At 41.1% G+C, this 23760-nt stretch carries 28 protein-coding genes; 20 read left to right on the plus strand and 8 right to left on the minus strand.

Features of this window, described 5'->3' with window-relative positions; translation table 11 throughout:
- Positions 1–54 precede the first annotated feature (54 nt).
- Positions 55–753 carry a VrrA/YqfQ family protein gene (vrrA, locus tag ACQYAC_RS04630; RefSeq protein WP_429942829.1) on the minus strand — a complete coding sequence of 233 codons (699 nt, stop codon included), beginning with the start codon at positions 751–753 and terminating at the stop codon, positions 55–57.
- 155 nt (positions 754–908) lie between these two features.
- Here vrrA and ACQYAC_RS04635 point away from each other — a divergent pair, with 155 nt between their 5' ends.
- Together ACQYAC_RS04635 and ACQYAC_RS04640 are read left to right on the plus strand one after the other, a co-directional pair.
- Complete coding sequence (locus tag ACQYAC_RS04635) at positions 909–2228, plus strand: DEAD/DEAH box helicase (RefSeq protein WP_058014658.1); 1320 nt, start codon at positions 909–911, stop codon at positions 2226–2228.
- A 9-nt stretch (positions 2229–2237) separates the two neighbouring features.
- Positions 2238–3131, plus strand: coding sequence for a deoxyribonuclease IV (locus tag ACQYAC_RS04640; RefSeq protein ID WP_429942830.1), 894 nt, complete (start codon positions 2238–2240; stop codon positions 3129–3131).
- Positions 3132–3178: 47 nt separating this feature from the next.
- Here the strand turns inward: ACQYAC_RS04640 and ACQYAC_RS04645 are convergent, their stop codons facing one another.
- Entirely contained in the window at positions 3179–3433 is a 255-nt protein-coding gene (locus ACQYAC_RS04645) for a DUF2624 domain-containing protein (RefSeq protein ID WP_044139399.1), read from the minus strand.
- A gap of 140 nt (positions 3434–3573) precedes the next feature.
- On the opposite strand from ACQYAC_RS04645, the gene ACQYAC_RS04650 reads away from it, so the two are divergent.
- From ACQYAC_RS04650 to ACQYAC_RS04670, 5 genes are all read left to right on the plus strand, one after another.
- Positions 3574–4455, plus strand: coding sequence for a YitT family protein (locus ACQYAC_RS04650; RefSeq protein WP_058014660.1), 882 nt, complete (start codon positions 3574–3576; stop codon positions 4453–4455).
- 135 nt (positions 4456–4590) lie between these two features.
- Positions 4591–5367 carry a metal ABC transporter ATP-binding protein gene (locus tag ACQYAC_RS04655; protein WP_061408593.1) on the plus strand — a complete coding sequence of 259 codons (777 nt, stop codon included), beginning with the start codon at positions 4591–4593 and terminating at the stop codon, positions 5365–5367.
- Positions 5367–6227 carry a metal ABC transporter permease gene (locus tag ACQYAC_RS04660; RefSeq protein ID WP_003217436.1) on the plus strand — a complete coding sequence of 287 codons (861 nt, stop codon included), beginning with the start codon at positions 5367–5369 and terminating at the stop codon, positions 6225–6227. Before ACQYAC_RS04655 ends, ACQYAC_RS04660 begins: the two co-directional genes overlap by 1 nt.
- Positions 6205–6633 carry a Fur family transcriptional regulator gene (locus tag ACQYAC_RS04665; protein ID WP_169056975.1) on the plus strand — a complete coding sequence of 143 codons (429 nt, stop codon included), beginning with the start codon at positions 6205–6207 and terminating at the stop codon, positions 6631–6633. The genes ACQYAC_RS04660 and ACQYAC_RS04665 overlap by 23 nt, the downstream gene beginning before the upstream one ends.
- Before the next feature lie 131 nt (positions 6634–6764).
- Positions 6765–7682, plus strand: coding sequence for an ROK family protein (locus ACQYAC_RS04670; RefSeq protein WP_268466086.1), 918 nt, complete (start codon positions 6765–6767; stop codon positions 7680–7682).
- Positions 7683–7700: 18 nt separating this feature from the next.
- Here ACQYAC_RS04670 and ACQYAC_RS04675 read toward each other — a convergent pair whose 3' ends face one another.
- Positions 7701–8279: a 5' nucleotidase, NT5C type gene (locus ACQYAC_RS04675; protein WP_061408584.1), complete on the minus strand. Its 579-nt coding sequence runs from the start codon at positions 8277–8279 to the stop codon at positions 7701–7703.
- Positions 8280–8418: 139 nt separating this feature from the next.
- Here ACQYAC_RS04675 and ACQYAC_RS04680 point away from each other — a divergent pair, with 139 nt between their 5' ends.
- Complete coding sequence (locus ACQYAC_RS04680; protein WP_003217474.1) at positions 8419–8781, plus strand: DUF308 domain-containing protein; 363 nt, start codon at positions 8419–8421, stop codon at positions 8779–8781.
- A gap of 43 nt (positions 8782–8824) precedes the next feature.
- On the opposite strand, the gene ispG is transcribed toward ACQYAC_RS04680, so the two are convergent.
- Positions 8825–9937: a flavodoxin-dependent (E)-4-hydroxy-3-methylbut-2-enyl-diphosphate synthase gene (ispG, locus tag ACQYAC_RS04685; protein ID WP_003217392.1), complete on the minus strand. Its 1113-nt coding sequence runs from the start codon at positions 9935–9937 to the stop codon at positions 8825–8827.
- Between the two features lie 105 nt (positions 9938–10042).
- Positions 10043–10345, minus strand: coding sequence for a hypothetical protein (locus tag ACQYAC_RS04690; protein WP_034661318.1), 303 nt, complete (start codon positions 10343–10345; stop codon positions 10043–10045).
- Between the two features lie 190 nt (positions 10346–10535).
- Here ACQYAC_RS04690 and ACQYAC_RS04695 point away from each other — a divergent pair, with 190 nt between their 5' ends.
- Positions 10536–11081, plus strand: coding sequence for a GNAT family N-acetyltransferase (locus ACQYAC_RS04695; protein ID WP_058014665.1), 546 nt, complete (start codon positions 10536–10538; stop codon positions 11079–11081).
- A 55-nt stretch (positions 11082–11136) separates the two neighbouring features.
- Here ACQYAC_RS04695 and ACQYAC_RS04700 read toward each other — a convergent pair whose 3' ends face one another.
- Positions 11137–11907, minus strand: a complete 771-nt coding sequence (locus tag ACQYAC_RS04700; RefSeq protein ID WP_003217320.1) for a DUF1189 domain-containing protein — start codon at positions 11905–11907, stop codon at positions 11137–11139.
- 143 nt (positions 11908–12050) lie between these two features.
- On the opposite strand from ACQYAC_RS04700, the gene ACQYAC_RS04705 reads away from it, so the two are divergent.
- The 9 genes from ACQYAC_RS04705 (at position 12051) to pstB (ACQYAC_RS04745) (ending at position 21654) form a co-directional block, all read left to right on the plus strand.
- Positions 12051–12536, plus strand: a complete 486-nt coding sequence (locus ACQYAC_RS04705; RefSeq protein ID WP_003217408.1) for a DUF456 domain-containing protein — start codon at positions 12051–12053, stop codon at positions 12534–12536.
- A 187-nt stretch (positions 12537–12723) separates the two neighbouring features.
- A complete protein-coding gene (gene sodA, locus ACQYAC_RS04710) occupies positions 12724–13332 on the plus strand; it encodes a superoxide dismutase SodA (RefSeq protein ID WP_003217313.1) in 609 nt (202 codons plus the stop codon).
- A 122-nt stretch (positions 13333–13454) separates the two neighbouring features.
- A complete protein-coding gene (locus ACQYAC_RS04715) occupies positions 13455–14741 on the plus strand; it encodes an MFS transporter (RefSeq protein ID WP_058014667.1) in 1287 nt (428 codons plus the stop codon).
- Between the two features lie 122 nt (positions 14742–14863).
- The gene (locus tag ACQYAC_RS04720) at positions 14864–16999 is read left to right on the plus strand and encodes a peptidoglycan D,D-transpeptidase FtsI family protein (RefSeq protein WP_429942831.1); all 2136 of its coding nucleotides are present in this window, start codon (positions 14864–14866) and stop codon (positions 16997–16999) included.
- A gap of 214 nt (positions 17000–17213) precedes the next feature.
- Positions 17214–18131, plus strand: coding sequence for a phosphate ABC transporter substrate-binding protein (locus tag ACQYAC_RS04725; RefSeq protein WP_034661310.1), 918 nt, complete (start codon positions 17214–17216; stop codon positions 18129–18131).
- A 79-nt stretch (positions 18132–18210) separates the two neighbouring features.
- Positions 18211–19137 (plus strand): phosphate ABC transporter permease subunit PstC, encoded by a 927-nt coding sequence (gene pstC / locus ACQYAC_RS04730; protein WP_429942832.1) that lies wholly within the window; start codon positions 18211–18213, stop codon positions 19135–19137.
- On the plus strand, positions 19137–20021 hold the full coding sequence (pstA, locus tag ACQYAC_RS04735) for a phosphate ABC transporter permease PstA (protein WP_003217489.1): 885 nt from the start codon (positions 19137–19139) through the stop codon (positions 20019–20021). Before pstC ends, pstA begins: the two co-directional genes overlap by 1 nt.
- A gap of 23 nt (positions 20022–20044) precedes the next feature.
- Positions 20045–20857: a phosphate ABC transporter ATP-binding protein PstB gene (gene pstB / locus ACQYAC_RS04740; protein WP_034661308.1), complete on the plus strand. Its 813-nt coding sequence runs from the start codon at positions 20045–20047 to the stop codon at positions 20855–20857.
- Positions 20858–20871: 14 nt separating this feature from the next.
- Positions 20872–21654: a phosphate ABC transporter ATP-binding protein PstB gene (pstB, locus tag ACQYAC_RS04745; protein WP_034661307.1), complete on the plus strand. Its 783-nt coding sequence runs from the start codon at positions 20872–20874 to the stop codon at positions 21652–21654.
- Positions 21655–21697: 43 nt separating this feature from the next.
- Here the strand turns inward: pstB (ACQYAC_RS04745) and ACQYAC_RS04750 are convergent, their stop codons facing one another.
- Positions 21698–22198 carry an endolytic transglycosylase MltG gene (locus ACQYAC_RS04750; protein WP_144462705.1) on the minus strand — a complete coding sequence of 167 codons (501 nt, stop codon included), beginning with the start codon at positions 22196–22198 and terminating at the stop codon, positions 21698–21700.
- Positions 22195–22542, minus strand: a complete 348-nt coding sequence (locus ACQYAC_RS04755) for a hypothetical protein (RefSeq protein ID WP_058014670.1) — start codon at positions 22540–22542, stop codon at positions 22195–22197. The genes ACQYAC_RS04750 and ACQYAC_RS04755 overlap by 4 nt, the downstream gene beginning before the upstream one ends.
- Before the next feature lie 420 nt (positions 22543–22962).
- Between ACQYAC_RS04755 and rpmG the strand changes: the two genes are divergently transcribed.
- Complete coding sequence (gene rpmG, locus ACQYAC_RS04760) at positions 22963–23112, plus strand: 50S ribosomal protein L33 (protein WP_012010579.1); 150 nt, start codon at positions 22963–22965, stop codon at positions 23110–23112.
- 48 nt (positions 23113–23160) lie between these two features.
- Complete coding sequence (locus ACQYAC_RS04765; RefSeq protein ID WP_429942833.1) at positions 23161–23721, plus strand: 5-formyltetrahydrofolate cyclo-ligase; 561 nt, start codon at positions 23161–23163, stop codon at positions 23719–23721.
- Positions 23722–23760 lie beyond the last annotated feature (39 nt).

Here is a 23760-nt window from a genome sequence, read left to right on the forward strand (position 1 = left end):
GCGTATATATCAAAGATTGTTATACGCAGGGGACATTTCGCCATTAAAAGATCACTAGACATATAGTTTTGGAACAGAGCTGCCAGGTCTTTTTTTCGGTTTCACTTCAGGAGCAGGTGATGTGTGAGGAGCTGTTTTTTTGACGAGGATGTCTTCTGGTTCTTCGGTTTCTTCTATTTCATCATCTCCTGATGCAACCTCTTTTTGCACTTCTGTTTCCTCGCCGATTTCTTTAGGTTCTTCATCTGTACTAGTTTCATCATCATCCGCACTGCCAAGCTGGCTATATAGCTTAATCATCGCAGGCAGATTTCTGACTAAAGGACCGTATTGCTGAATCATTGGCGTAAATTGCTGCGCCATACCGAGCACCTTTTGAACATTTCCCAACATGCTTGAGAGGGTTGCAGGATTTGCGAAGCTCTGGATTCCTTGTAAACCCGCACCACCTCCAGAGACTCCTGCTCCCCCTGCGCCAGGAAGAAATTTAGCGAGCATGCCTTTCATTCCTGCTCCGCCGCCTAGTGCACGGCTTTCGCCTCCTGGAATTCCGCCTATTCCGCGTACACCGCCTCCCTGTACAGACGGGGAGCGAGGCATCATTTGCTGAAATTGATTGCCTTGCCCTTGAAAAGTCTGTTCGATAGGAGCCTGCTGCCTCCTTTGAAAAATTCCGGGCTGTCCGCCATTTCCAAGATGCCGGCGTGAGGGACGGTGCGGCTGAAAATCGCCCATAGGCCTTTGCCCTAACATACTTGTACCTCCCTTACTGCATTCTCTTTCTCTTCATAGGTTATGCAACAAAGCATCAATTGGTTTCCTTTAAGAAAAGCGGACATGGTTTTTTTGCTGAAAATCAGCTATAATGAGGAGATGAGCAAAAAGGCATTGCCTTAAGGAGTGAAAACATGAACGAAACAAAATTTACGACATATGAATTAAAGTCTTTTATTATAGATGCTATTCATGAACTTGGCTTTTATGAGCCAACTGATATTCAAAAAAGAATCATCCCTGCTGTGTTAAAGGGAGAAAGCGTGATTGGTCAATCACAAACAGGAACAGGAAAAACCCACGCGTACTTATTGCCGCTTATTCATTCAATTGATCCAAGCAAAGAGCACGTACAAGTCGTGATTACTGCACCTACAAGAGAATTAGCTAATCAAATTTTCAAAGAAGCCCAAACAATTTTAAAAAATGCTTCTCCAGAAGAAGAGATTAAAGCGAAGCTTTACATTGGCGGAACGGACAAGCAAAAATCCATTCAAAAGCTAAAAAACCAGCCGCATTTGGTTGTCGGTACACCTGGACGTATTGCTGACCTCATTCATGAGCAGGCGCTGAACGTTTACAAAGCGACATCTCTTGTCATTGATGAAGCGGATTTAATGCTGGATATGGGATTTTTAGAAGATGTGGACCGTATTGGCTCACAAATGCCAGAACAGCTGCAAATGCTTGTGTTCTCAGCAACGATTCCAGAAAAACTAAAGCCGTTCCTGAAAAAATATATGGACAATCCCAAATATGCCCATGTTGAACCAAAACGAATTACAGCTGAAAACATTCAGCATATTTTAGTTCCATCTAAACAGCGTGACAAGCTGAAATTGCTTCATGAAATGGTGACGAATGTACAGCCTTATTTAGGCATCATTTTTGCCAATACAAAAACAACCGTTGATGAAATCGCATCATTCCTACAAGAAAAAGGAATGAAGGTTGGGGTGCTTCATGGCGGATTAACACCGCGCGAACGTAAAAAAGTGATGAAGCAAATTGATGATTTAGAGTTCACTTATATAGTGGCATCAGATCTTGCAGCCCGCGGAATCGACATCAAAGGCATCAGCCATGTGATCAACTATGAACTACCATCTGATCTTGATTTTTATGTTCACCGTGTTGGGAGAACAGCTCGAGCTGGTTCATCTGGAATTGCGATGACGATTTATGAGCTTGCTGATGAGGATGCACTCATTCAGATCGAGAAAATGGGCGTTGTGTTTGAAAACAAAACCATTGTTCATGGCGAATGGCGAGATGCAGATGACCGCTTGAAGCGTCAAAGACGTAAAAAAGCACCTAATGAAATTGAAGAAAAAGCAAAGCGTCTTGTGAGAAAACCGAAAGCCGTCAAACCTGGATATAAAAAGAAAATGACACGTGAGATGGACAAAATCAAAAGACAGGAACGTAGAAAGTCAAAGCGTAATGGAAAGTAGGGGGAAACATTGTTGAAGATTGGTTCACATGTATCCATGAGCGGAAAACATATGCTTCTTGCAGCGAGTCAAGAGGCTGCCTCTTATGGTTCGAATACGTTTATGATTTATACAGGTGCACCTCAAAATACGCGCCGTAAAAAAATTGAAGATCTCAATATTGAAGCTGGACAAGCGCATATGAAAGAGCATGGTATGACAGATATCGTCGTACATGCACCGTATATTATTAATATTGGGAATACCGTCAATCCAGCGACCTTTGAGCTTGGTGTGGACTTCCTTCGCTCTGAGATTGAACGTACAGAAGCGCTAGGTGCGAGGCAGATTGTTCTCCACCCAGGTGCACATGTCGGAGCAGGACCAGAAGCAGGAATCCAAAAAATCATTGAAGGTTTAAACGAAGTCATCATAAAAGGGCAAAAGGTTCAAATTGCACTTGAAACAATGGCTGGCAAAGGTTCAGAGTGCGGAAGAAGCTTTGAAGAGCTTGCCCAAATTATCGACGGAGTGACACATAACGAAGCACTTTCTGTCTGCTTTGATACGTGTCACACACACGATGCTGGTTATCCGATTGTGACTGACTTTGATGGGGTGTTAGAAGAATTTGATCGAATCGTTGGTATTGACCGAATCAAGGTTCTTCATATTAATGACAGTAAAAACGTACAAGGCGCAAGAAAAGACCGACATGAAAATATCGGCTTTGGAGAAATTGGCTTCGATGCACTGAACAATATTGTGCATCATCCGCAGCTTCAAGATGTGCCAAAAATCTTAGAAACGCCTTATGTAGGTGAAGATAAAAAGAACAAAAAACCACCTTACAAATTCGAAATTGCGATGCTAAAAGAAAAGCAATTTGACGAAGGCTTACTAGATAAAATTAAAGATCAGTAAAAAGCATACAACATCATGAGGTGCCGCTAAATGCGGCCCTTTTTTTCTTAACTTGTAAACTGATTAAACAGATCATTGACAGTCTGAGCCGTCTGTTTAGATGTAATTGCTTCTACTTGCTTAAGAAGCCGGCTACGCTCTGCATCATTAAAAATATTGACGTTTTTCCCATTCATGAGTTTGGCCACCTCAGCAGCTTGGTTTGACGTTAAACTGACGCCATACTGTTTCGCATACCTTAACAGATCATTTGCTGTGATCTGATTGAGCCGCTGCAGGACAATTTTTTGAATTAAAATCAATTCCATTCCTCCCCTCTGTAACAATGTATGGGCGAAAACGGAAAATGTGCAAAAAATTTTATTTTACCCTGTGAAATGATAAAATAGTAAAGTGAATAAAATGTTCATTGAAAATTTAACATGTGTAGAAGGGAGAACGTATGGCAAATAGTAAACAGCATAGAAAGGAATCAGTGCCTCATTTTATATTTAGAATTTTCCTAATTCTAGTAGGCGCTACATGCGCAGCAGTCAGCATTGAATTATTTTTAGTGCCAAACAATATTATCGATGGAGGCATCATCGGCATTTCGCTTATTTTGGATTATCTCTTTACAGATAACCCATTCATCAATTTTGCGACGATTGTTGTCATTTTAAATATTCCATTTATGATATCAGGATACAAACATATTGGGAAAACGTTTCTTATTTCCACTGTGATTGGGATTGTCAGCTTAGCCGTCATAGAATCTTCACTCCATCATGTAGAGGCATTTACCAATCAGCCGATCTTAGCTACTGTATTTGGCGGGCTATTACTTGGTTTTGGTGTTGGACTTGTCATCCGTAATGGAGGCTCAATGGATGGAACAGAGATCTTAGGCATTCTGCTAACGAAAAAAATTCCTTTTTCCGTCGGTGAGTTTGTCATGATCGTCAATGTGTTCATTTTTATTTGGGCAGGCTTTGTCTTCGGACCAGAGCAGGCTATGTATTCTGTCATGACATATTATTTGGCAATGAAAACAATTGATGCTGTCATTCAAGGGCTTGATGAAACAAAAGCTGTCATTATCGTATCAGATTATTATGATGAAATTTCAGATGCGATTCTTCATCGACTTGGCAGGGGAACGACAAAGCTGAGAGGGAAAGGCGGTTATACAGATGAAGAAAAAGATGTCATCTACGCCGTTGTCACAAGACTTGAAATTACAAAGCTAAAATCCATTGTATTTGAAATTGATAGTCAAGCATTTATTACAATTATGGATACGCATGAAACAAAAGGCGGTAAGTTCAAAACAGCCATTCATTAGCTTTTATTTTACTTTTTAATCTTTCTTTTATATAATGAAATGTATGTATGGACAGAGAAAATGGCAAAAGCCATTTTCTTTTTGTTGTATAAATCGTAATCATTCTTTTTATATTGATTAAAGGTGGAAAGATTCATGGCAAAGCCAATTATTGAAATGAAGGACATTTCGTACTCGTATGGACAGCGAAATGTCATAGATCACATTCATTTAACAGTAGAGGAAGGGAACTTTCTAGCACTTGTTGGACCGAATGGATCTGGTAAAACAACCTTATTAAAATGCCTGCTTGGACTCATTAAACCACAGCAAGGCGAATTAAAACTATTTGGCACGCCTGCTTCTAAATTTAGAGACTGGGATCAAATTGGATTTGTTTCTCAAAAGGCGAATAGTTTTAATACAGGTTTCCCTGCTTCTGTTTACGAAGTCGTCGCAAGTGGATTGACGGCGAAAATAGGATTATTTAAACGAATGAGCAAGCAGGACAAATGGCAAGTTGAGGATGCCATTCGCTCAGTTGGGATACAAGATTTGAAGCATCAAAACATTGGGGAACTTTCAGGCGGTCAGCAGCAGCGTGCTTTTATTGCACGTGCGCTCGTCAGTCAGCCGAAACTGCTCATTTTAGATGAACCAACGGTTGGCGTAGACCAGCGGACAGTAGAAAGCTTTTATCAGCTGTTAGAAACATTGAACAAAGAAAAAGGAATGTCTTTAATTCTCGTCACACACGACGTGGGCACTGTTTCTGATAAAGTCACCCATGTGGCTTGCTTAAATCAGACACTTCATTTCCACGGAGATGCGGAAACGTTTGATTCAATGGATGATCAAGCGTTATCCCAATTTTACGGACATGACATTCAAGTGATTCATCACGATCATCACCATCATGGGGGACATGAATAATGCTATTTCCATTTTTTCATTATGAATTTTTACAAAATGCGTTTATCGCAGGAATGCTGATTGGTTTTATTGCGCCCTTGCTTGGTGTATTTATCGTCGTGAGAAGGCTCTCGCTGATTGCAGATGCCCTCAGTCACGTATCACTTGCCGGTATTGCAGCTAGTTTATTCCTTGATAAAAAGTTTGGCCTCTTGACAGGGGTGAGCCCGCTGTACTTAGGGATGGCGTTTTCTGTTGCCGGTTCGTTATTTATTGAACGCCTGCGTTCTGTGTATAAGCATTATCAGGAGCTGGCGATACCTATTATTTTATCAGGCGGTATTGGGATTTCCGTCATCTTCATTTCACTAGCGAATGGCTTTAATACAGATTTGTTTAGTTATTTGTTCGGAAGTGTCAGTGCGGTGTCGAGATTAGATCTTTGGATTGTTGTTGGGATCTCACTCGTTGTTGTGTTAGTTGTCGTGCTTTTATATAAAGAATTATTTTTACTTTCTTTTGATGAAGAGCATGCAAAGGCTTCTGGTATTTCAGCGAAATGGATTCATTTTATTTTTATCTTAGTTGTCGCACTTGTCATTGCGGCGTCGATGCGTATCGTAGGTACACTGCTTGTCTCTGCGCTCATGACACTTCCTGTTGCGGCAAGTATCCGCATTGCCAAAGGATTCAAACAGGCGATCTTCCTTTCAATCTTGTTCGGTGAATTGTCTGTATTGGCGGGATTGATCTTAAGCTATTATCTAGATTTAGCACCAGGCGGAACCATTGTGATGCTGTCCATTTTGATTTTAATCGGATGTATTTTTATTGGAAAATTCAAAAGGGGGAATCATCATGAACGTACAAGAAGCGCTTGATTTATTAAAGGAAAAAGGCTACAAGTATACAAGCAAACGTGAAGACATGCTTCAACTGTTTTCTGATTCTGATAAATATTTGACTGCTAAAAATGTGCTGACGTCACTAAGTGAAGACTACCCGGGTCTTAGCTTTGATACGATTTATCGTAACCTGTCGCTATATGAAGACTTAGGTATATTGGAAACAACGGAATTGTCAGGGGAGAAGCTTTTTCGTTTTAAATGCTCATTTTCTCATCACCATCATCATTTTATTTGTCTGACATGCGGTAAAACAAAGGAGATCGATGCCTGCCCTATGGACAAGTTAGACGCCGATCTAGAGGATTATCACATTAGCGGACATAAATTCGAAATATACGGAACGTGTCCTTCCTGCGAACCGAAGGAAGTTCATTCATAAGACAGCCAGCCGCAGAGCTGGCTGTTTCTTTTATCTTTTTGAAAACGTTTTACAAAGGACGGCTGTTTCATTAAAATGAGAACAGGGTACTGAAGTAATTTGTGTCTTTTGGAGTAAGGGGAGGGGCAAAAATGGCGTATTATGTCGTGTTTGATGTAGGTGGGACGAGAACAAAACATGGTTTAATGGATCAGGATGGGGAACTTGTTACGAGTGGTGACTATGAAACGAACTGCCGGCAGCTTGAACCGTTTTTAGAAGCGATGGCGGATGTGGTCAAGCAATATCAGAGAACGTCGGATGTCAGCGGAATCGCGATTAGTCTTCCGGGCTTTGTGGACAGTGAAACAGGTTATACAGAATTTGCAGGAGCCATCATCGCCTTAAATGGTCAAAATGTAAAAACACTTTTAGAAGAGAAAACATCGCTTCGTGTGGAAGTGGAAAATGATGCGAACTGTGCAGCTCTTGCAGAAAAATATAGTGGTCATGCGAAAGAGTGTGACAGCTTTATTTGTATGACGCTTGGCACAGGTGTTGGGGGTGGTATTTTCGCTGGCGGTCAGCTTGTGCGCGGGGCTTCCTTTCGCGGCGGTGAATTTGGCATGATGCTGACAGAGACAGAAAATGGACAATTCACAACACTCAACAGCAGTGCTTCAACAGCTGGTTTAATTCGCAGCTATAAAGAAAAGCAAGGAATTCCGCAAAGTACGCAAATAGACGGTCAAGACATATTTGAAAAAGCAAAGCATGATCCATCCATTGAAAAGCTGGTGGATCAGTGGTACAAGCGAATCGCCATTGGCATTTACAATGTAGCAACTGTCCTTAATCCAGAGAAAATTCTCATTGGCGGGGGCGTTAGTGCCAGACCAGATTTGCTATCAAACATTGAGAAACATTTACATACACTGCATGCGTGGAAGAACATTCAGGTGAAGCTGGAAACGTGCTACTACTTGAATCAGGCAGGCATGAAGGGAGCACTGTACCATTTTCTCATGAAAGAAGGGCAGTTTGTTCCATCAAAAAAGCCGATACATTAGAGTATCGGCTTTTCTGTATTAATAAGCAGTTTCCAAACGCTGCTCGTATTGTTTAATCCAGTGAGACGCTTCCTGCCAGTTGTTGACGCGTATAATCCTGTCATCAATAGGCATTTGATTATATGGAGAGTTAAAAAGAATAACCGGGATGTCAGCCTCTTTTGCAATCATGGTGGCATTCCCATGATGATCCTCGAAAAACACATCAATCTTGTGCTTTTGAACAGCTTCGAGCTTATGATGACCGCCAACCAGCTCAATGTCATCATAGTGCACGTGATGTTTGTGAAACCACTCGTAGGTGATATCCGCATGATGCTGCCTTCTTGCTGTAATATAGATCAGCCTATGTTGATGTTTCATTTGATCAAGAATCTCTTTTGCATCCTTAGCAGGCTGTGCCTGTTTATATATAAGAGGCTCGTGCTGATTCATCCAGCCCCAAAACTCTTCTTGAGAAATATTTAAAAGCTTCGTCAAATCATATTCTGTCATATCATCTAGTGTCATGGCACATTGGAACGACTCATTTAAATAGGGAACAAAGGTGTCCTGTGCCGTCACTGTGCCATCTATATCAATTCCTAAACGTAACATGCCCACACTCCTCATTTTTATACTCTTAAAGTGTAACATAATCAATTCACAATTCCAGCAAGTTTTAGCAAACATGAAACAGACATTTTTGCTCATACTAAAAAAGCTCCTTTCTATTAACCAAAAGGGGGAATTGATCATGGAAAGAGACGAAGATTTCAGAAGAAATGATCGTGAAATCGATACACACTTTAGTAATGATGATGGCTATCTAGAGGAAACAGCTGCTGAAATTGCAGAGCCATATCAGGCTTCAAGAGATCGAGTAGACAGACGAGAACGTGACCAAGTAGGTGACGATTCAGGCAGTAAGGGGATAGGCTATACAGCACTCGCGATTGCGATTATCTCGTTATTTGTCTTGCCAGTGCTATTAGGAGTAGCGGCAATCGTCGTTGGTTATATTGCAAGAAGAAAAGGAGCACATGCGCTTGGCGCATGGTCAATCGGGATCGGAATTGTTTCCGTCATCCTTGGCATTTTTATCACCCCGTTCTTTTAACAAGAACAGAAAAACGCCTGACAGTGACGTCAGGCGTTTTTTGTTATGCGTTGGCTTTTGCTTTTTCAGCTTCCATTTTTGCATAATGCTCTTCAGCAATTTTATCGATTTCTTTTTTCAGTTCTTCGACCATTGTTTCTTCGGGCACTTTACGAACAATTTCACCTTTACGGAACAATAGGCCTTCGCCTCTAGCGCCGGCAATTCCGATATCAGCTTCACGCGCTTCACCTGGACCATTTACAGCACAGCCAAGAACAGCTACTTTAATCGGTGCTTTAATCGTGGAGATATATTCCTCAACTTCATTTGCAATGCTAATGAGGTCAATTTCGATTCGGCCACAAGTTGGGCAAGAGATCAGTGTTGCTGCATTTGCTGCAAGACCAAATGATTTCAACAGTTCACGTGCTACTTTTACTTCCTCAACTGGATCAGCACTTAATGAGATGCGGAGTGTGTTCCCAATTCCCATATTCAAGATAGCGCCGAGACCAGCTGCACTTTTGACCGTACCTGCAAATAATGTACCTGATTCTGTAATCCCAAGGTGAAGAGGGTAGTCAAATGCTTTTGCAGCTTTTTCGTACGCCTCAATCGCTAGGTTGACATCAGATGCTTTCATGCTGACGATGATATCATGAAAATCTAGATCTTCTAGAATTTTAATGTGGTGCAGTGCACTTTCGACCATACCATCTGCTGTTGGATAGCCGTATTTATCAAGAATTTTTTTCTCTAATGAACCAGCGTTTACCCCAATACGGATTGGAATGCCTTTTTCTTTTGCTGCTTTTACAACCGCTTCGACTTTTTCTCGTCTTCCGATGTTTCCTGGGTTGATTCGAATTTTGTCTGCACCTGCTTCAATCGCTTTCAGTGCAAGCTTGTAGTCAAAATGAATATCGACAACTAGCGGGATGTTGATCTGTTTTTTTATGTCTGCAATCGCATTTGCTGCACGCTCGTCTGGGCATGCGACACGCACGATTTGACAGCCTGCTTCTTCAAGACGCTTAATTTCAGCTACTGTCGCTTCGACATCATGTGTTTTGGTTGTTGCCATACTTTGAATGACAACCTCATTATTTCCACCTATAGTTAAAGGTCCCACTTTGACGGGACGCGTTTTAGTACGATGTGTGACTTCACTCACTTGTCAATCGCTCCTTAGTGTACAAGCAATCATTTGCCATGTACGTCTTGTTTTACAGTTCATATTGTAACAGTCTCTTTGTATGAATGACAAGGAATTAACGTTTTATCTCTTATAGACCGGAAACTTATATGTGCTGCCTGCCCGAATTTCGTTTGCTTTGACGCCTTGATTCAGCTCTTCAAAATCTTCAATGACTTCATCAAGAGGCTTACTTGTATGGACGATAGAGACGACGGTTTCACCTTGTTTCACCGTGACCTTCTTATATGCTTTTTTCTCAGGCGTTTGAAAGGCATTGGCAGGAACAGCTGGACCTTCTTCAACGGGAATGGTGCCATTTTTTAAATCAAAAAAGATAATAAAGAGGACAAACAAACTGATTAGCAAAAAAATAATACGCCGCATTTCACTCACCGCTTTTAAGAGTTTACTTCAGTCTATGCATGTCCCGAAATGATAGAACCAACATGAGGAAAAAAGCTGGAAAGGGAGGTTCTAGTTCGTTCTAGTGAGTCTCGCATTGAATTTACGCTCGGCGGTGCTTTTTCAAGCTTCTATCACGATTATGATAAAATAAAAACAGGGGGGAGAGTTTATGAAGAAAATCAGTCAGCAGATCTATGTGAGAGCGCTAGCAGAAGAAGATGCACAATCACTACTTACACTTGAGCTTGAGAATCGCTCCTATTTTCAGCAATTTACACCTTTGGTCAAAGATGATTTTTTCACGTTACCTCGTCAAATTGAACGAATTCAGCGCAGTGTGAAAAAATGCGCACAGGATGAAGCCTACATGCACGGTATTTTCTTAAATGAAACAGATGCCTTAATTGGGACAATCTCATTAAGTTCTGTTGAAAGAGGTCCGATAGAAGGAGCTTGGCTAGGGTATGTACTTGATGAAAAGCATGGCGGGAAAGGGTATATGACAGAAGCCATTCGGTTAATCATCGATTATGCCTTTGAAGAGCTGCACCTGCATCGTATTGAAGCTGGAGTAAAGCCGAGTAATATAGGTTCCATTCGTGTGCTTGAAAAGTCAGGTTTTGAAAATGAGGGACTTAATCGTAAAAAAGTAAAGATTAATGACGTATGGGAAGATCATTATTTGTTTGCGATCATTCATCCGGATGAATCATAGGGCATGCACATACATAAAAAGCTCCTCCAAGTTGGGGGAGCTTTCGTATACTAAATTAATTTTTGACAAGTGGTTTATGTTTAGCGGGTATTTCCTTTACGACAAGGTATAAGAAGATAAAGTTAATGACCCAATTTAATAAAAATGAATTCGCAACAGGTGTGTTTAATGCACTCATGATGGCGAAAAAGACGGTTGTTAATGTGAGTGAGTAAGCAGAGAGCTTCCATAGCATTTGGAAGGACAGCTCTTTTTGCTGCATGCGTTTAATAAATGTACCGAGCATCGCAAGGAAAGTTGCGCTAATGAACATGAGAGCCGCAGTTGATAGATATAGCAGCACGCAGATAACTGGGATAATAATCGCTTGATTCTGATTTGTAACGCGGGCAAGTTCGTCTTTTGTCAGCGTCCCACCAAGCAGCTGATACGGGATATCTGTCATTTGCCCATCAATGGCAATCACTGCTTTTTCTTTTAATAATGCGATGGCTGTTTGCTTTGATTCAAGCTCACTTGCTTTTATTTTTTCAGCTGGATCAAAAATGATCGTAATGCCGTTTTCTTCTTTTTCTATCGGTTCACTTTGATCCGCTTGAAGCTTTCCTTTTTCGATTGAGAAATCAGGTAAATCTTTTTTGATCACATGCTGAAATCCTGACATCGCATTCGAGATCTCTTGACTCATGTGGTAACCCTGAGGAACTGCTGCGATAATCGAAAGGATAAAAATGAATAAAATCGCTTTGCCAATCCCTGTAAACCGTGCTTTAGCAATATCTTTTGGTGAATAAATGCCTTTTAACAAAAGTTTAAATACGTTCAATCAATTCACTTCCTACATTCTTTTCTATTTCTCATATTGTATCAATGTCTATCTAACAAGTACAAGTATGGCCTTCATTGCTGGTTAAGATAGAGGGAATGAGGCATAATGTATACAGCAAATAAAAAGGAGGCGGCTGTGACTTGGATGTGTTGTATTGGATTCTCATTATTTGTGCATTTATCATTGCATTTGTTGGACTTGTTTATCCAATTATCCCTAGCGTGGTTTTTATGGTTCTCGGATTTATTCTATATGGTTTCTTTTTCAGCTTCGAGCCGCTGACACTGACGTTTTGGCTCATTCAAGCCGTATTTACCGCAGTATTATTTGCGGCAGATTATGTCTCGAATCTTATTGGGGTCAAGCGTTTTGGCGGCAGCCGTGCAGCTATTTGGGGAAGCACCATCGGGTTATTAGTCGGTCCTTTTGTCATTCCGATTGCAGGAATTATCATTGGTCCATTTATCGGAAGTGTTATTGCAGAGCTCCTTGTTCATCAAAAAGATGTGAAGACAAGTGTGAAAGTAGGATTAGGCTCATTAATCGGATTTATATCAGGTGTATTTGCCAAAGGATTGATCCAAGCGCTGATGCTGGGCATCTTTTTATTTTATGTCCTTCGATAAATAGAAAAAGGGCGTTTAAAACTTTTTCTAAAGGGCTAAATACAAAATAAACACTGAAATGTTTCAGATCATGAGCAATAACGTTGAAACAAGCCAATTCTTTTGATACTCTTTGAGTAGGGTGAATTGCTTGCTTATGAATTAAGGAAGCATTTCAGTACATACATTTCTAAGGAGGAATTTAACCATGGCTTTTAAACTTCCAGAATTACCATATGCTTACGATGCATTAGAACCACATATCGACAAGGAAACAATGACGATTCACCACACAAAACACCACAACACATACGTAACAAACTTAAACAAAGCAATCGAAGGTGTATCAGCTCTTGAAGATCAATCAATCGAAGAGCTAGTGGCTAACCTAAACTCTGTACCTGAAAACGTTCGTACAGCTGTACGTAACAATGGCGGAGGACATGCTAACCACTCATTATTCTGGACGCTTCTTTCACCAAACGGTGGCGGTGCACCAACTGGTGAACTTGCAGATGCAATCGAAAAAGAATTAGGCGGATTTGAAAAATTCAAATCTGATTTCGCTGCAGCAGCTGCAGGACGCTTTGGTTCTGGTTGGGCATGGCTTGTTGTGAACAATGGCAAACTTGAAATCACAAGCACACCAAACCAAGATTCTCCTTTAACTGAAGGAAAAACACCAATTCTAGGACTTGACGTTTGGGAGCATGCTTACTACCTAAACTACCAAAACCGTCGTCCTGATTACATTTCAGCTTTCTGGAATGTTGTGAACTGGGATGAAGTAGCTCGCCTTTACAGCGAAGCTAAATAAATCATTTGACTTGAAAAGACCTGCTCTTTAGTGAAGCAGGTCTTTTTATATTTTCCCTCCTTTTTTTACATATCTGCCTTTTGATGAGACAGACTATTGTGTAGAAAAGGAGAATGAAATATATGAGCAGATTAAAGAAAATGTTCGGGGACATGGATGTTACAAGAGATTTAATGCTCCTCCTCACGATTGGCGGATTATATGCACTTGCCATTGCGCTTTCAAATACGTTTGTAAACGTGTATTTATGGAAACAGTCTGGGAAATTTACGGATCTTGCGATTTACAATCTGGCTATTGTTGTGCTTCAGCCCATTACATTTTTATTCGCAGGCCGGCTCGCTAAAAAAATAGACCGGGCGTTTGTTCTTCGTTTCGGCGTTATCTTCTTAGCCGCTTTTTACTTAATTGTCTTAATAGCAGGAGAACAAGCGGCCGCGCGGCTTGTTTTATTAGGGAGTGTCCTTGGGATCGGTTATGGTTTTTACTGGCTTGCTTTTAACGTACTTACCTTTGAGATCACCGAGCCTGAAACAAGAGATTTCTTTAATGGGTTTCTCGGTGTGCTGTCATCTACAGCTGGCATGATCGGTCCTCTTATTGCAGGGATTGTCATATCTCAATTAACGGATGATACAGGCTATACGGTGATTTTCACGTTATCGCTTTTTTTGTTCTCACTTGCGGTTGTAATGAGCTTTTTCCTCAAGAGAAGGCAGTCCAAAGGGAAATTTATCATCAAGCAAATATGGAAAGAACGCCATGCCGACGAGAATTGGCGTAAGATTACAACAGCTCACTTTTTTCAAGGGCTTCGTGAAGGGGTCTTTGTCTTCTTAATTAGTGTCTTTGTGTTTATCGCAACAAACAGTGAGCTTGCTCTCGGGACATTTGGTTTAGTGAACTCAGGTGTTGCCTTTTTCGCTTATTTTTTCGCTACACGTTTGATTAAGAAAAAGTGGCGTAAGAAAGCCATCATGCTTGGCGGGCTGATTTTATACGGCGCCTTGTTCTTAATCGTCTTTCACTTGTCCTATGTATCACTTCTCATGTATGCGGTAGCCATCGCGATAGGATATCCGCTTCTGCTTGTTCCATATGTATCCTTAACATACGATGTCATCGGCCATGCAAGGTATGCAAGGAAGGCCCGAATTGAATATATTGTGGTCAGAGAGCTGTTTTTAAATGCAGGCCGTATTTGTTCTATTGTATTGTTTCTACTGTCTGTCACTTTACTTGGTGATGAGCTCGGGATACCTGCATCTCTTGTTGTGCTTGGAGCGGGGCATACCCTCATTTATTTCTTTGTAAAAGATATTCATTTGAAAGAAAAAACTGCTGATATGAAAGAGGCAGACGGTCAAAAGCCAGTTTCTCAGACGAACCTTATTAAGGGAGAAAGGTAAAATTTCTTACCAATGGAACATCAAATTTCTAGATAAATAATAGAAAAACCGCTAAAATGATGATGGCACCTTTTATACACAAAAAGGGGTGCCATTTCTTTCTTGATAGAAAAGGTGATGTGATGAGAAACAAGAAAAACAAAAAAGACGCGAAGGAAGGGCGCAAAACACTTCCACTCCGGCTGAATTTACTATTTTTAGCTGCGTTTATTATTTTTACTGGTGTTGTTGTAAGACTCGGATTTGTACAAATTGTCAATGGAGAAGATTATAAAAAGCAGGCAGAAAAACAAGAGGATGTGAATGTCAGCTCATCTGCTCCGCGCGGAAAAATTTACGATCGAAACTATAATACGATTGTCAGCAATAAAGCGCTAAATGCCATTACATATACGAGAACCTCGACGACTTCACAAGAAGAGCGGCTCAAAGTGGCTACAAAATTAGCGGATATGATTCATGTGAGTACGAAAAAAATCACAGATCGGGACAAAAAAGATTTCTGGATTTTAACGCACCCGAACGAAGCGAAAAAGCTTGTTCAAAAGGAATCGGAATTAAAGGGTGACGATAAGGTCGCTGATGATAAATTATATGAGCTTCAGCTGAAACGCATCACGGACAAGGAATTAAATCAACTGACGAAAAAAGACTTACAAGTGCTTGCGATTAAAAGACAAATGGATGCAGGCTATGCACTTACGCCTCAATTCATTAAAAATGAAGATGTAAAACCAAGTGAAATTGCTTACGTCTCTGAGCATTTGGACGAGCTGCCAGGTGTAGATGTCACAACAGACTGGTCGCGCAGCTATCCTTATAAAGGACTGCTCCGCAGTATGCTCGGCAGTGTGTCTTCAAGTGATGAAGGTCTTCCGTCGTCACTGCTTGAACATTATCTATCACTCGGCTACAGCCGAAATGATCGTGTAGGAAAAAGCTATCTTGAATATCAATATGAAGATGTGCTGCAAGGTCAAAAAGAAAAAGAACAAAGTACAACGGATAAAGAAGGCAATGTCACAAGCTCTAAAGTGTTAACAGAAGGAAAGAGCGGGAAAGACCTTGTGCTGACGATTGATATTCAGCTGCAAAAAGCGGTGGAAAAAATCATCGAAAAGAACTTGAAAAGTGCCAAGCAAAGAGGCGGCACAGAACTTCTTGATCGTGCGTTTGTTGTCATGATGGACCCGAGAAATGGGGAAATGCTCTCGATTGCGGGTAAACAGATTACCAATAAGAATGGGACATACAAATTCGATGACTATGCACTAGGATCGATGACATCATCATATGCGATGGGATCAGCAGTAAAAGGGGCAACTGTACTGACAGGTTATAAAACGGGCGTCCTTCACATTGGAAGCACCCAATATGACGAACCGCTCAATATTGCGAATTCACCGCCAAAGAAATCCTATGAAAATATGGGACTCATTAATGATTTAACCGCACTAGAACGTTCATCAAACGTGTATATGTTTAAAACAGCGATTGCAATTGGGAAAGGGGAATATCGTAAGAATCAGCCGCTCCCAATTGATACAAAGGCGTTTGATACGTTCCGTTACAATTTTAGTAAATTTGGTCTTGGAGTGGAGACAGGTATTGACCTGCCAAACGAAGCAACTGGCTATCGTGGAACGTCTACACAATCCGGTCTCTTACTTGACTATGCGATTGGACAATATGACACGTTTACACCGCTGCAAATGGCGCAATACGTTTCAACGATTGCCAATGGCGGCTATCGTTTACGTCCTCAGCTCGTAAAAGAAGTGAGAGAGCCAGATCCGCAAAGAGGCATTGGGGCTGTAACGGAGTCCGTCAAGCCGGATGTACTGAATAAGCTCGATATGACAAGTGATGAGATCAAACGCGTACAGCAAGGATTCAAGCTTGTGATGCAGAACCCAAGAGGGACAGCATATTCGAACTTTGGCAACAAAAAATACAATCCAGCTGGCAAAACAGGGACCGCTCAATCATTCTATGACGGCCCAATTAAAAGCAAGCGCGGCACACCAACGTATAACACCACTCTTGTTGCGTATGCACCTGCTGATAACCCAGAAGTGGCCATTTCCGTTGTTGTACCATGGGTGTATCAAGACTACAATCAGCGCTATCCAATTACAAATGATATCGGTGAACAAGTATTAGACAAATACTTTGAGCTAAAATCAAAACAGGAAAGCAATGATACACAAGCGAAGAACAAAAATAAAATTGAAAATGAAGCAGAAACAAATGACTAGACCTTCTCTAGGTAAAAACGCTCACTTTTTGTGGGCGTTTTTTTACGTTTTCTTCAAAATTTCCGAGATAAATTGACAAAATACATAAAAAATATCGCAAGATCTCTACAAAACTTCGACATTTACAAAACCTTAACATTCCATTTAAACGAAATTAATAAAGAACCTTTAATGTATTACTCGTAGGACAAATTATTCAGGGGGTATTCTTGAAATGAAAAAGAACAAATTATGGCTGCTTACTTTCCTTACGATCGCATTGTTAGCATTCGTCACAGCATGCGGAAACAGCAGCTCAAGCGGAGATTCAAAAGACAGTAAAGGAAATGCTTCAAACAAAGATGAGGCATCAGGTTCCATTACCATCTCAGGATCATCTGCGATGCAGCCTTTAGTTCTTGCGGCAGCAGAAAAATTCATGGATAAACATCCAAAAGCCGATATTCAAGTACAAGCCGGCGGTTCAGGAACAGGACTTTCTCAAGTGTCAGAAGGATCTGTACAAATTGGTAACTCAGATGTATTCGCTGAAGAGAAAGACGGAATCGACGCAAAAGCTTTAACAGACCACAAAGTAGCAGTTGTTGGAATGGCTGCAGCTGTAAACCCTGAAGTGGGTGTCAAAGACATTACAAAGGACGAATTGAAAAAAATCTTTACTGGTAAAATCAAAAACTGGAAAGAGCTTGGCGGGAAAGATCAAAAAATCACTCTTGTGAACAGACCTGACTCTTCAGGAACTCGTGCAACATTTGTGAAGTATGCACTTGATGGTGCAACACCTGCAGAAGGAATCACAGAAGATTCTTCAAACACAGTGAAAAAACTGATTGCAGAAACACCAGGTGCGATCGGATACCTAGCATTCTCTTATTTAACAGATGACAAAATTACACCGCTTAGCATTGATGGTGTGAAACCGGAAGAAAGCAATGTAGAAAGCGGTAAATATACAATTTGGGCTTACGAGCATTCTTATACAAAAGGTGAGCCAGATGGTCTAGCAAAACAATTCTTAGATTACCTCATGAGTGATGAAGTGCAAAAAGAAATCGTCAAAGACCAAGGCTACATCTCAGTTTCTAATATGAAAGTAGAAAGAGACGCAACAGGCAAACAAACAGATAAGTAAGAGGTCTTGAATTGCTGATGAAGGAAAAGTGGAGCTTTTCACTTTTCCTTTTATGACATTCATAGGAGTGTAGAAAAAGATGAAGCAGATAGAACATACAGAAGCGAGCGATCGACTGATCAGCTCGAAGAAAAATAGGCAAATGGATGAAGTAAGAGGAAGTATTTTGGTGAGATTTTGCGCATTCTTAATGATTGCTGTCTCGATCGCCATCACCATCTTCCTTGGCATTAAGGGTTTACAATCTTTCATCGTAAATGGTGTAAGCCCAATTGAGTTCTTAACCAGTATCAATTGGAACCCAACAGCAGAAAACCCGCAGTACGGTGCATTTCCTTTTATCTTCGGATCAATCGCCGTCACGCTCCTATCGGCACTCATTGCAGCGCCGCTAGGCATCGCAGGCGCAATCTTTATGACAGAAATTGCACCTGCTTGGGGACGTAAAATCCTCCAGCCAGTCATTGAATTGCTTGTAGGGATTCCATCCGTTGTTTACGGATTCATAGGTCTTACAGTATTGGTGCCGTTTATCGGACATTTCAAGTCAAGCGGTTCAGGGCATAGTGTGCTAGCAGGAACGATTGTCCTGTCTATTATGATCCTGCCAACCGTTACATCCATTGCGACCGATGCAATGGGTTCACTACCAAAAAGTTTACGTGAGGGATCGTATGCACTAGGCGCAACAAGATGGCAAACGATTAGACGTGTGCTTGTCCCGGCAGCTCTGCCAACATTAATGACAGCGGTCGTTCTTGGCATGGCTAGAGCATTTGGAGAAGCCCTTGCTGTACAGATGGTCATTGGAAACACGCGTAATTTACCAGAGAGCATTATGGATACAGCTGGTACATTAACAACCATTATTACGTTAAACATGGGTCACACAACGTATGGAAGTGTTGAGAACAATACACTTTGGTCAATGGGACTTGTCCTTCTAGTTGTATCATTTATGTTCATGCTCATTATCAGATACTTGTCGTCTAGGAGGAAGATTTAATGAATAGCAAAATGACCGATCGATTTGCCACATTTATATTTGGATTATGTGCTGCCATTATTACGGCGATTCTCGTTGGTTTGTTTTCTTATATCATTTTCAACGGTGCAAAAGAATTAAATTTCGACTTTTTGACAACCCGCTCAAGTGCGATTGGCTCTGGCGGCGGCATCAGGGATCAGCTGTTTAACTCGTTTTATATTTTGTTTATTACGATGCTGATTACAGTCCCGCTTGGCGTCGGCGGCGGAGTGTATATGGCAGAGTACGCGCCTCAAAACAAAGTCACAGATTTTATTCGTACATGTATTGAAGTGCTGTCTTCACTTCCGTCTATCGTCATTGGTATGTTTGGTTTACTCATGTTTGTGAATTTAACAGGCTGGGGCTATACGATCATTGGAGGAGCTCTTGCGCTCACTGTGTTTAACCTGCCGGTGATGGTCAGAGTGACAGAAGATGCGCTGCGCTCTGTACCGAAGGATCAAAAGGAAGCATCACTTGCGCTTGGTGTAACGAAGTGGCATACAGTCAAAACGGTCCTTATTCCAGGTGCGCTTCCTTCTATAATTACCGGTGCGATTTTAGCATCAGGAAGAGTCTTTGGTGAGGCGGCTGCCCTTCTTTTTACAGCAGGTCTCTCCACACCGCGCCTAGATTTCACAAACTGGAGTCCTTTTTCTGATACGTCACCGCTGAATGTGTTTAGACCGGCAGAAACATTAGCCGTTCATATATGGAACGTCAATACACAAGGAATCATTCCAGATGCAGAAGCCATCGCAAATGGTGCATCAGCTGTACTTGTGCTTTCAGTCTTATTATTCAACTTAGCAGCTAGATGGCTGGGTTCATTTATTCATAAAAAGCTTACGTCAAAATAATGTGAGAGAGGTGTGAAGGGGATATGGTTCAAATGCTAGCAGAAAAAAAAGAGATTGCAGCGAAAAAGGCTCCACTTCAAGCGGAACAGATTTTACAGGTGCAGGATTTAAGCATTTATTATGGTGAAAAAAGAGCGGTCAATCACATTTCATTCGAGATTGAGAAGAATGCAATTACTGCATTAATCGGTCCATCCGGCTGCGGGAAGTCAACCTTTTTACGCAGTATTAACCGCATGAACGACTTAATTCCAGGTGCGAGAAGTGAAGGGGCGATCATGTACGAAGGATTAAATATTTTGGATGACCGTATTAATGTGGTGAATTTAAGAAGAGAAATCGGCATGGTCTTCCAAAAACCAAATCCATTTCCTAAATCGATCTACAATAACATTACCCATGCGTTAAAGTATGCCGGGGAGAAAAGAAAATCTGTGCTTGATGATGCGGTTGAAGAAAGCTTAACAAAGGCGGCGTTATGGGATGAGGTCAAAGATCGTTTGCACCGATCCGCTTTGTCATTGTCAGGCGGTCAGCAGCAGCGTCTTTGTATTGCTCGTACACTTGCGATGAAACCTAGTGTCTTGCTATTAGATGAACCGGCTTCTGCCCTAGACCCTATCTCAAATGCGAAAATTGAAGAGCTATTAGGCGAATTAAAAAATGATTATTCAATCGTCATTGTGACACACAACATGCAGCAAGCGCTCCGTGTATCAGATCGTACGGCCTTTTTCTTAAACGGAGATCTAGTAGAATATGATGCCACAGAACGTATCTTTACACGTCCTGCGCAGCAAAAAACAGAAGACTATATCAATGGTCGATTTGGATAAGGCGGGTGGATTTGATGAATGCAGTAGCAACTGAAACAGCAAAAAAAGAAGTGTTTCGTGTGAATGATATGAATCTTTGGTATGGACAGCATCATGCATTGAAGCATATTGACTTAGCGATTAGAGAGCATGAAGTCACAGCGATTATCGGCCCGTCCGGCTGCGGAAAGTCAACGTTTATTAAAACGTTAAATCTTATGGTCAAAACAGTGCCAGGTGTGAAAATCACCGGGGATATGATGTATAAAGATGACAACATTTTAAAAGGTCGTGTCGATTTAGTCGAGCTGCGTAAAAATGTCGGCATGGTGTTTCAAAAAGGGAATCCATTTCCTCAGTCAATCTTTGATAATGTCGTATACGGACCAAGAATTCATGGAGTAAAGAGCAAGCAGCAATTGAAAGAAATCGCGGAAAAAGCGCTTCGAGATGTTGCCCTATGGGATGAAGTGAAAGATCGATTAAGTGCCCCCGCTCTAGGTCTTTCTGGCGGTCAGCAGCAGCGTCTTTGTATCGCAAGAGCCATTGCCACAAGCCCAGACATCTTATTAATGGATGAGCCAACATCAGCGCTTGATCCTGTCTCCACATTAAAGATTGAAGAATTGATTATGAAATTGAAAGAGAAATATACAATTGCCATTGTGACGCATAACATGCAGCAAGCGGCTCGGGTATCAGACCGAACGGCATTCTTCTTAATGGGAGAGCTTGTTGAAGTCAATGATACAAATGTGATGTTTTCTGAGCCAAACGATCAAAGAACGAATGATTATATATCTGGTCGATTTGGATAAGAAAAACCCCCTGGAGGTCAGTGCCGCCAGGGGGTTTTTCTTGTTATTTTGTTAAGGCTTTGACAATCTGTTTGAACGTCATTCCTGTTTTTAAATTGAATTTGCCTGCACGAATTTCTTTATGGTAGCCAGCGTCAATTACGTAATCATTAAAGTCTTTAGACGAGTTGATGATGCCGTCTTTTTCAAGCATGTCTGAAACATCACTTGTACTCATACCGTTTTTAATCACGAATTTGATCGATTTGCCTTTAGGCTTGTCCTCTTTTTGTTGATCACTATTAGAATCGCCGTCTTCATTTGCCTTCAGCGCTTTTTCCTTATAGTCAAGAAGCTGCTGGTACGTTTCACGGCTGACAGTGACTTCTTTTTTGGAGTCTAAATAGTTTTTCACGTCAGTGTCTGTTACTTTCTGTGCGAGTGTTTCTTTTGTTGTTGTATCAGCTGCTGCCTCGTCTTTCCCAGTGAGGAAAAAGACAATCGCAAGAACCCCAGTTGCAAGAATCATACCTGCTGCAAACGTTTGGATGCTTTTTTTCGTCATACAAGCACCCTCTCGTTGTCTTTAATGATCATGTTGACATCTTCTACAGATACATGCTCAGCGCGCGCAATGGCCTCAGGAGACATGCCATTTTGATGCTTTGAAATGATCTGTCTTGCGATGGATGGATCAATTTCAGAATGCTGGCGAACAACGATGTTTGTTTCAAGTAATTCTTCTTCAAGCACTTTCATTTTCTTTTTCAGTTTATAGATTTCTTGCATTGCAGATAGTTGAAGTGTTTCAAGTTCCTGCTCGACTTCTTTAATCGGCTCTCTTTGAAAATATGAGAATGCGATCAGTACAATACTGACAACAAGCAATCCGATAATTGCAATTTCCATGTTTCATCACCTTTTATTCATATTTTAATGCTGAAAGCCATAAAAGGCTTTCAAGATTGTTTCAGACAGTTTTCGACCCTTCTTTTTTATACCATAAAAAAGCTAGTTTCAAAAGGAATTGCTGAAGAAAATCACCTTTTTTTCATCTTTTTTCTTTTTATATGTAAAACGGGTATGAAAACCTTGCCTCGCTGTCAAAATAAATGAAAGCGGCGGGGAGAAGAGGGGTCTCATGTATACAGTACGACAAAGGATCAGGTTTTATAGGGGAGCAGACGATTTTTCATGACATAAGCATGCAATATGTAAGTGAATGCATTCAAATTGAAATTGGTGAAAAAACATTCTAGCATTCCTAAGCTAGAAGTGGTATTATGGTTAGGTCTGAATGTGAATTGATTTTAGTTTGGAGGGAAAAATATGCGCGTAAATATTACTCTAGCTTGCACTGAATGCGGTGAGCGTAACTATATTACTAAAAAGAATAAGCGAAACAATCCAGATCGCGTTGAATTCAAAAAGTATTGCTCACGTGATAAAAAACAAACTGTACATCGTGAAACAAAGTAAGCAGCAGGGAATTTTCCTGCTGTTTTTTTATGATGGGAGATGATCTGTATGAAAAAGGAGCTTCGCCTTCAAACATTAGCCAAGCTTGATCAGATAAGCGCTGAAGAATTTGAGCGCAGCACGGCTTTACTTCATGAGCATTTACTGCAGCTGCCAGCATGGAAACAGGCGGAAACGATCGCTTTGACGATGTCTAGAGGAAAAGAGATACCGACAATGCCTCTGATTGAAAAAGCGTGGGAAGAAGGAAAAACAGTATGTATCCCCACCTGCTTTCCGAAAACAAAAGAGATGATCTTTTATGAATATACACCCGAAACAAAGATGACATCCAGCTACTTTGGGCTATTGGAACCAGATCCTCAAGTATCAACAGCTGTACATAAAGAAGCCATTGATTTAATCATTGTGCCTGGAGTATGCTTCGATCAAAAAGGCTACCGGATTGGATTTGGGGGCGGCTATTATGACCGCTACTTAGCTGACTTTCACGGCGTCACCATTGCACTTTGTCTGTCTTTACAGCAAATTAGGCATGTGCCATCTGAAGCACACGACATGCCGGTGTCTATAATTGTCAGTGAAAAAGGTACGTTATATCAAAAGTAAAAGTCCGCTGATTGTCCAAAGAACGGGCTTTTTGTTGTT

The sequence above is a fragment of the Bacillus sp. MM09(2025) genome, from assembly GCF_050496725.1.
Classification (GTDB): domain Bacteria; phylum Bacillota; class Bacilli; order Bacillales; family Bacillaceae; genus Bacillus; species Bacillus pumilus.

Excerpts from the sequence above, each read along its gene's own strand:
- ACQYAC_RS04690 (WP_034661318.1), bottom strand. The coding sequence starts at position 10,345 with ATGCGGCGTATTATTTTTTTGCTAATCAGTTTGTTTGTCCTCTTTATT.
- rpmG (WP_012010579.1), top strand. The coding sequence starts at position 22,963 with ATGCGCGTAAATATTACTCTAGCTTGCACTGAATGCGGTGAGCGTAAC.
- ACQYAC_RS04715 (WP_058014667.1), top strand. The coding sequence starts at position 13,455 with ATGAGCAGATTAAAGAAAATGTTCGGGGACATGGATGTTACAAGAGAT.
- ACQYAC_RS04665 (WP_169056975.1), top strand. The coding sequence starts at position 6,205 with ATGAACGTACAAGAAGCGCTTGATTTATTAAAGGAAAAAGGCTACAAG.
- ACQYAC_RS04635 (WP_058014658.1), top strand. The coding sequence starts at position 909 with ATGAACGAAACAAAATTTACGACATATGAATTAAAGTCTTTTATTATA.
- ACQYAC_RS04675 (WP_061408584.1), bottom strand. The coding sequence starts at position 8,279 with ATGTTACGTTTAGGAATTGATATAGATGGCACAGTGACGGCACAGGAC.
- ACQYAC_RS04670 (WP_268466086.1), top strand. The coding sequence starts at position 6,765 with ATGGCGTATTATGTCGTGTTTGATGTAGGTGGGACGAGAACAAAACAT.
- ACQYAC_RS04650 (WP_058014660.1), top strand. The coding sequence starts at position 3,574 with ATGGCAAATAGTAAACAGCATAGAAAGGAATCAGTGCCTCATTTTATA.
- ACQYAC_RS04695 (WP_058014665.1), top strand. The coding sequence starts at position 10,536 with ATGAAGAAAATCAGTCAGCAGATCTATGTGAGAGCGCTAGCAGAAGAA.
- sodA (WP_003217313.1), top strand. The coding sequence starts at position 12,724 with ATGGCTTTTAAACTTCCAGAATTACCATATGCTTACGATGCATTAGAA.
- ACQYAC_RS04660 (WP_003217436.1), top strand. The coding sequence starts at position 5,367 with ATGCTATTTCCATTTTTTCATTATGAATTTTTACAAAATGCGTTTATC.
- vrrA (WP_429942829.1), bottom strand. The coding sequence starts at position 753 with ATGTTAGGGCAAAGGCCTATGGGCGATTTTCAGCCGCACCGTCCCTCA.
- ACQYAC_RS04720 (WP_429942831.1), top strand. The coding sequence starts at position 14,864 with ATGAGAAACAAGAAAAACAAAAAAGACGCGAAGGAAGGGCGCAAAACA.
- ACQYAC_RS04750 (WP_144462705.1), bottom strand. The coding sequence starts at position 22,198 with ATGACGAAAAAAAGCATCCAAACGTTTGCAGCAGGTATGATTCTTGCA.
- pstB (WP_034661308.1), top strand. The coding sequence starts at position 20,045 with ATGGTTCAAATGCTAGCAGAAAAAAAAGAGATTGCAGCGAAAAAGGCT.
- ACQYAC_RS04765 (WP_429942833.1), top strand. The coding sequence starts at position 23,161 with ATGAAAAAGGAGCTTCGCCTTCAAACATTAGCCAAGCTTGATCAGATA.
- ACQYAC_RS04755 (WP_058014670.1), bottom strand. The coding sequence starts at position 22,542 with ATGGAAATTGCAATTATCGGATTGCTTGTTGTCAGTATTGTACTGATC.
- pstA (WP_003217489.1), top strand. The coding sequence starts at position 19,137 with ATGAATAGCAAAATGACCGATCGATTTGCCACATTTATATTTGGATTA.
- ACQYAC_RS04655 (WP_061408593.1), top strand. The coding sequence starts at position 4,591 with ATGGCAAAGCCAATTATTGAAATGAAGGACATTTCGTACTCGTATGGA.
- pstC (WP_429942832.1), top strand. The coding sequence starts at position 18,211 with ATGAAGCAGATAGAACATACAGAAGCGAGCGATCGACTGATCAGCTCG.
- ACQYAC_RS04725 (WP_034661310.1), top strand. The coding sequence starts at position 17,214 with ATGAAAAAGAACAAATTATGGCTGCTTACTTTCCTTACGATCGCATTG.
- pstB (WP_034661307.1), top strand. The coding sequence starts at position 20,872 with ATGAATGCAGTAGCAACTGAAACAGCAAAAAAAGAAGTGTTTCGTGTG.
- ACQYAC_RS04680 (WP_003217474.1), top strand. The coding sequence starts at position 8,419 with ATGGAAAGAGACGAAGATTTCAGAAGAAATGATCGTGAAATCGATACA.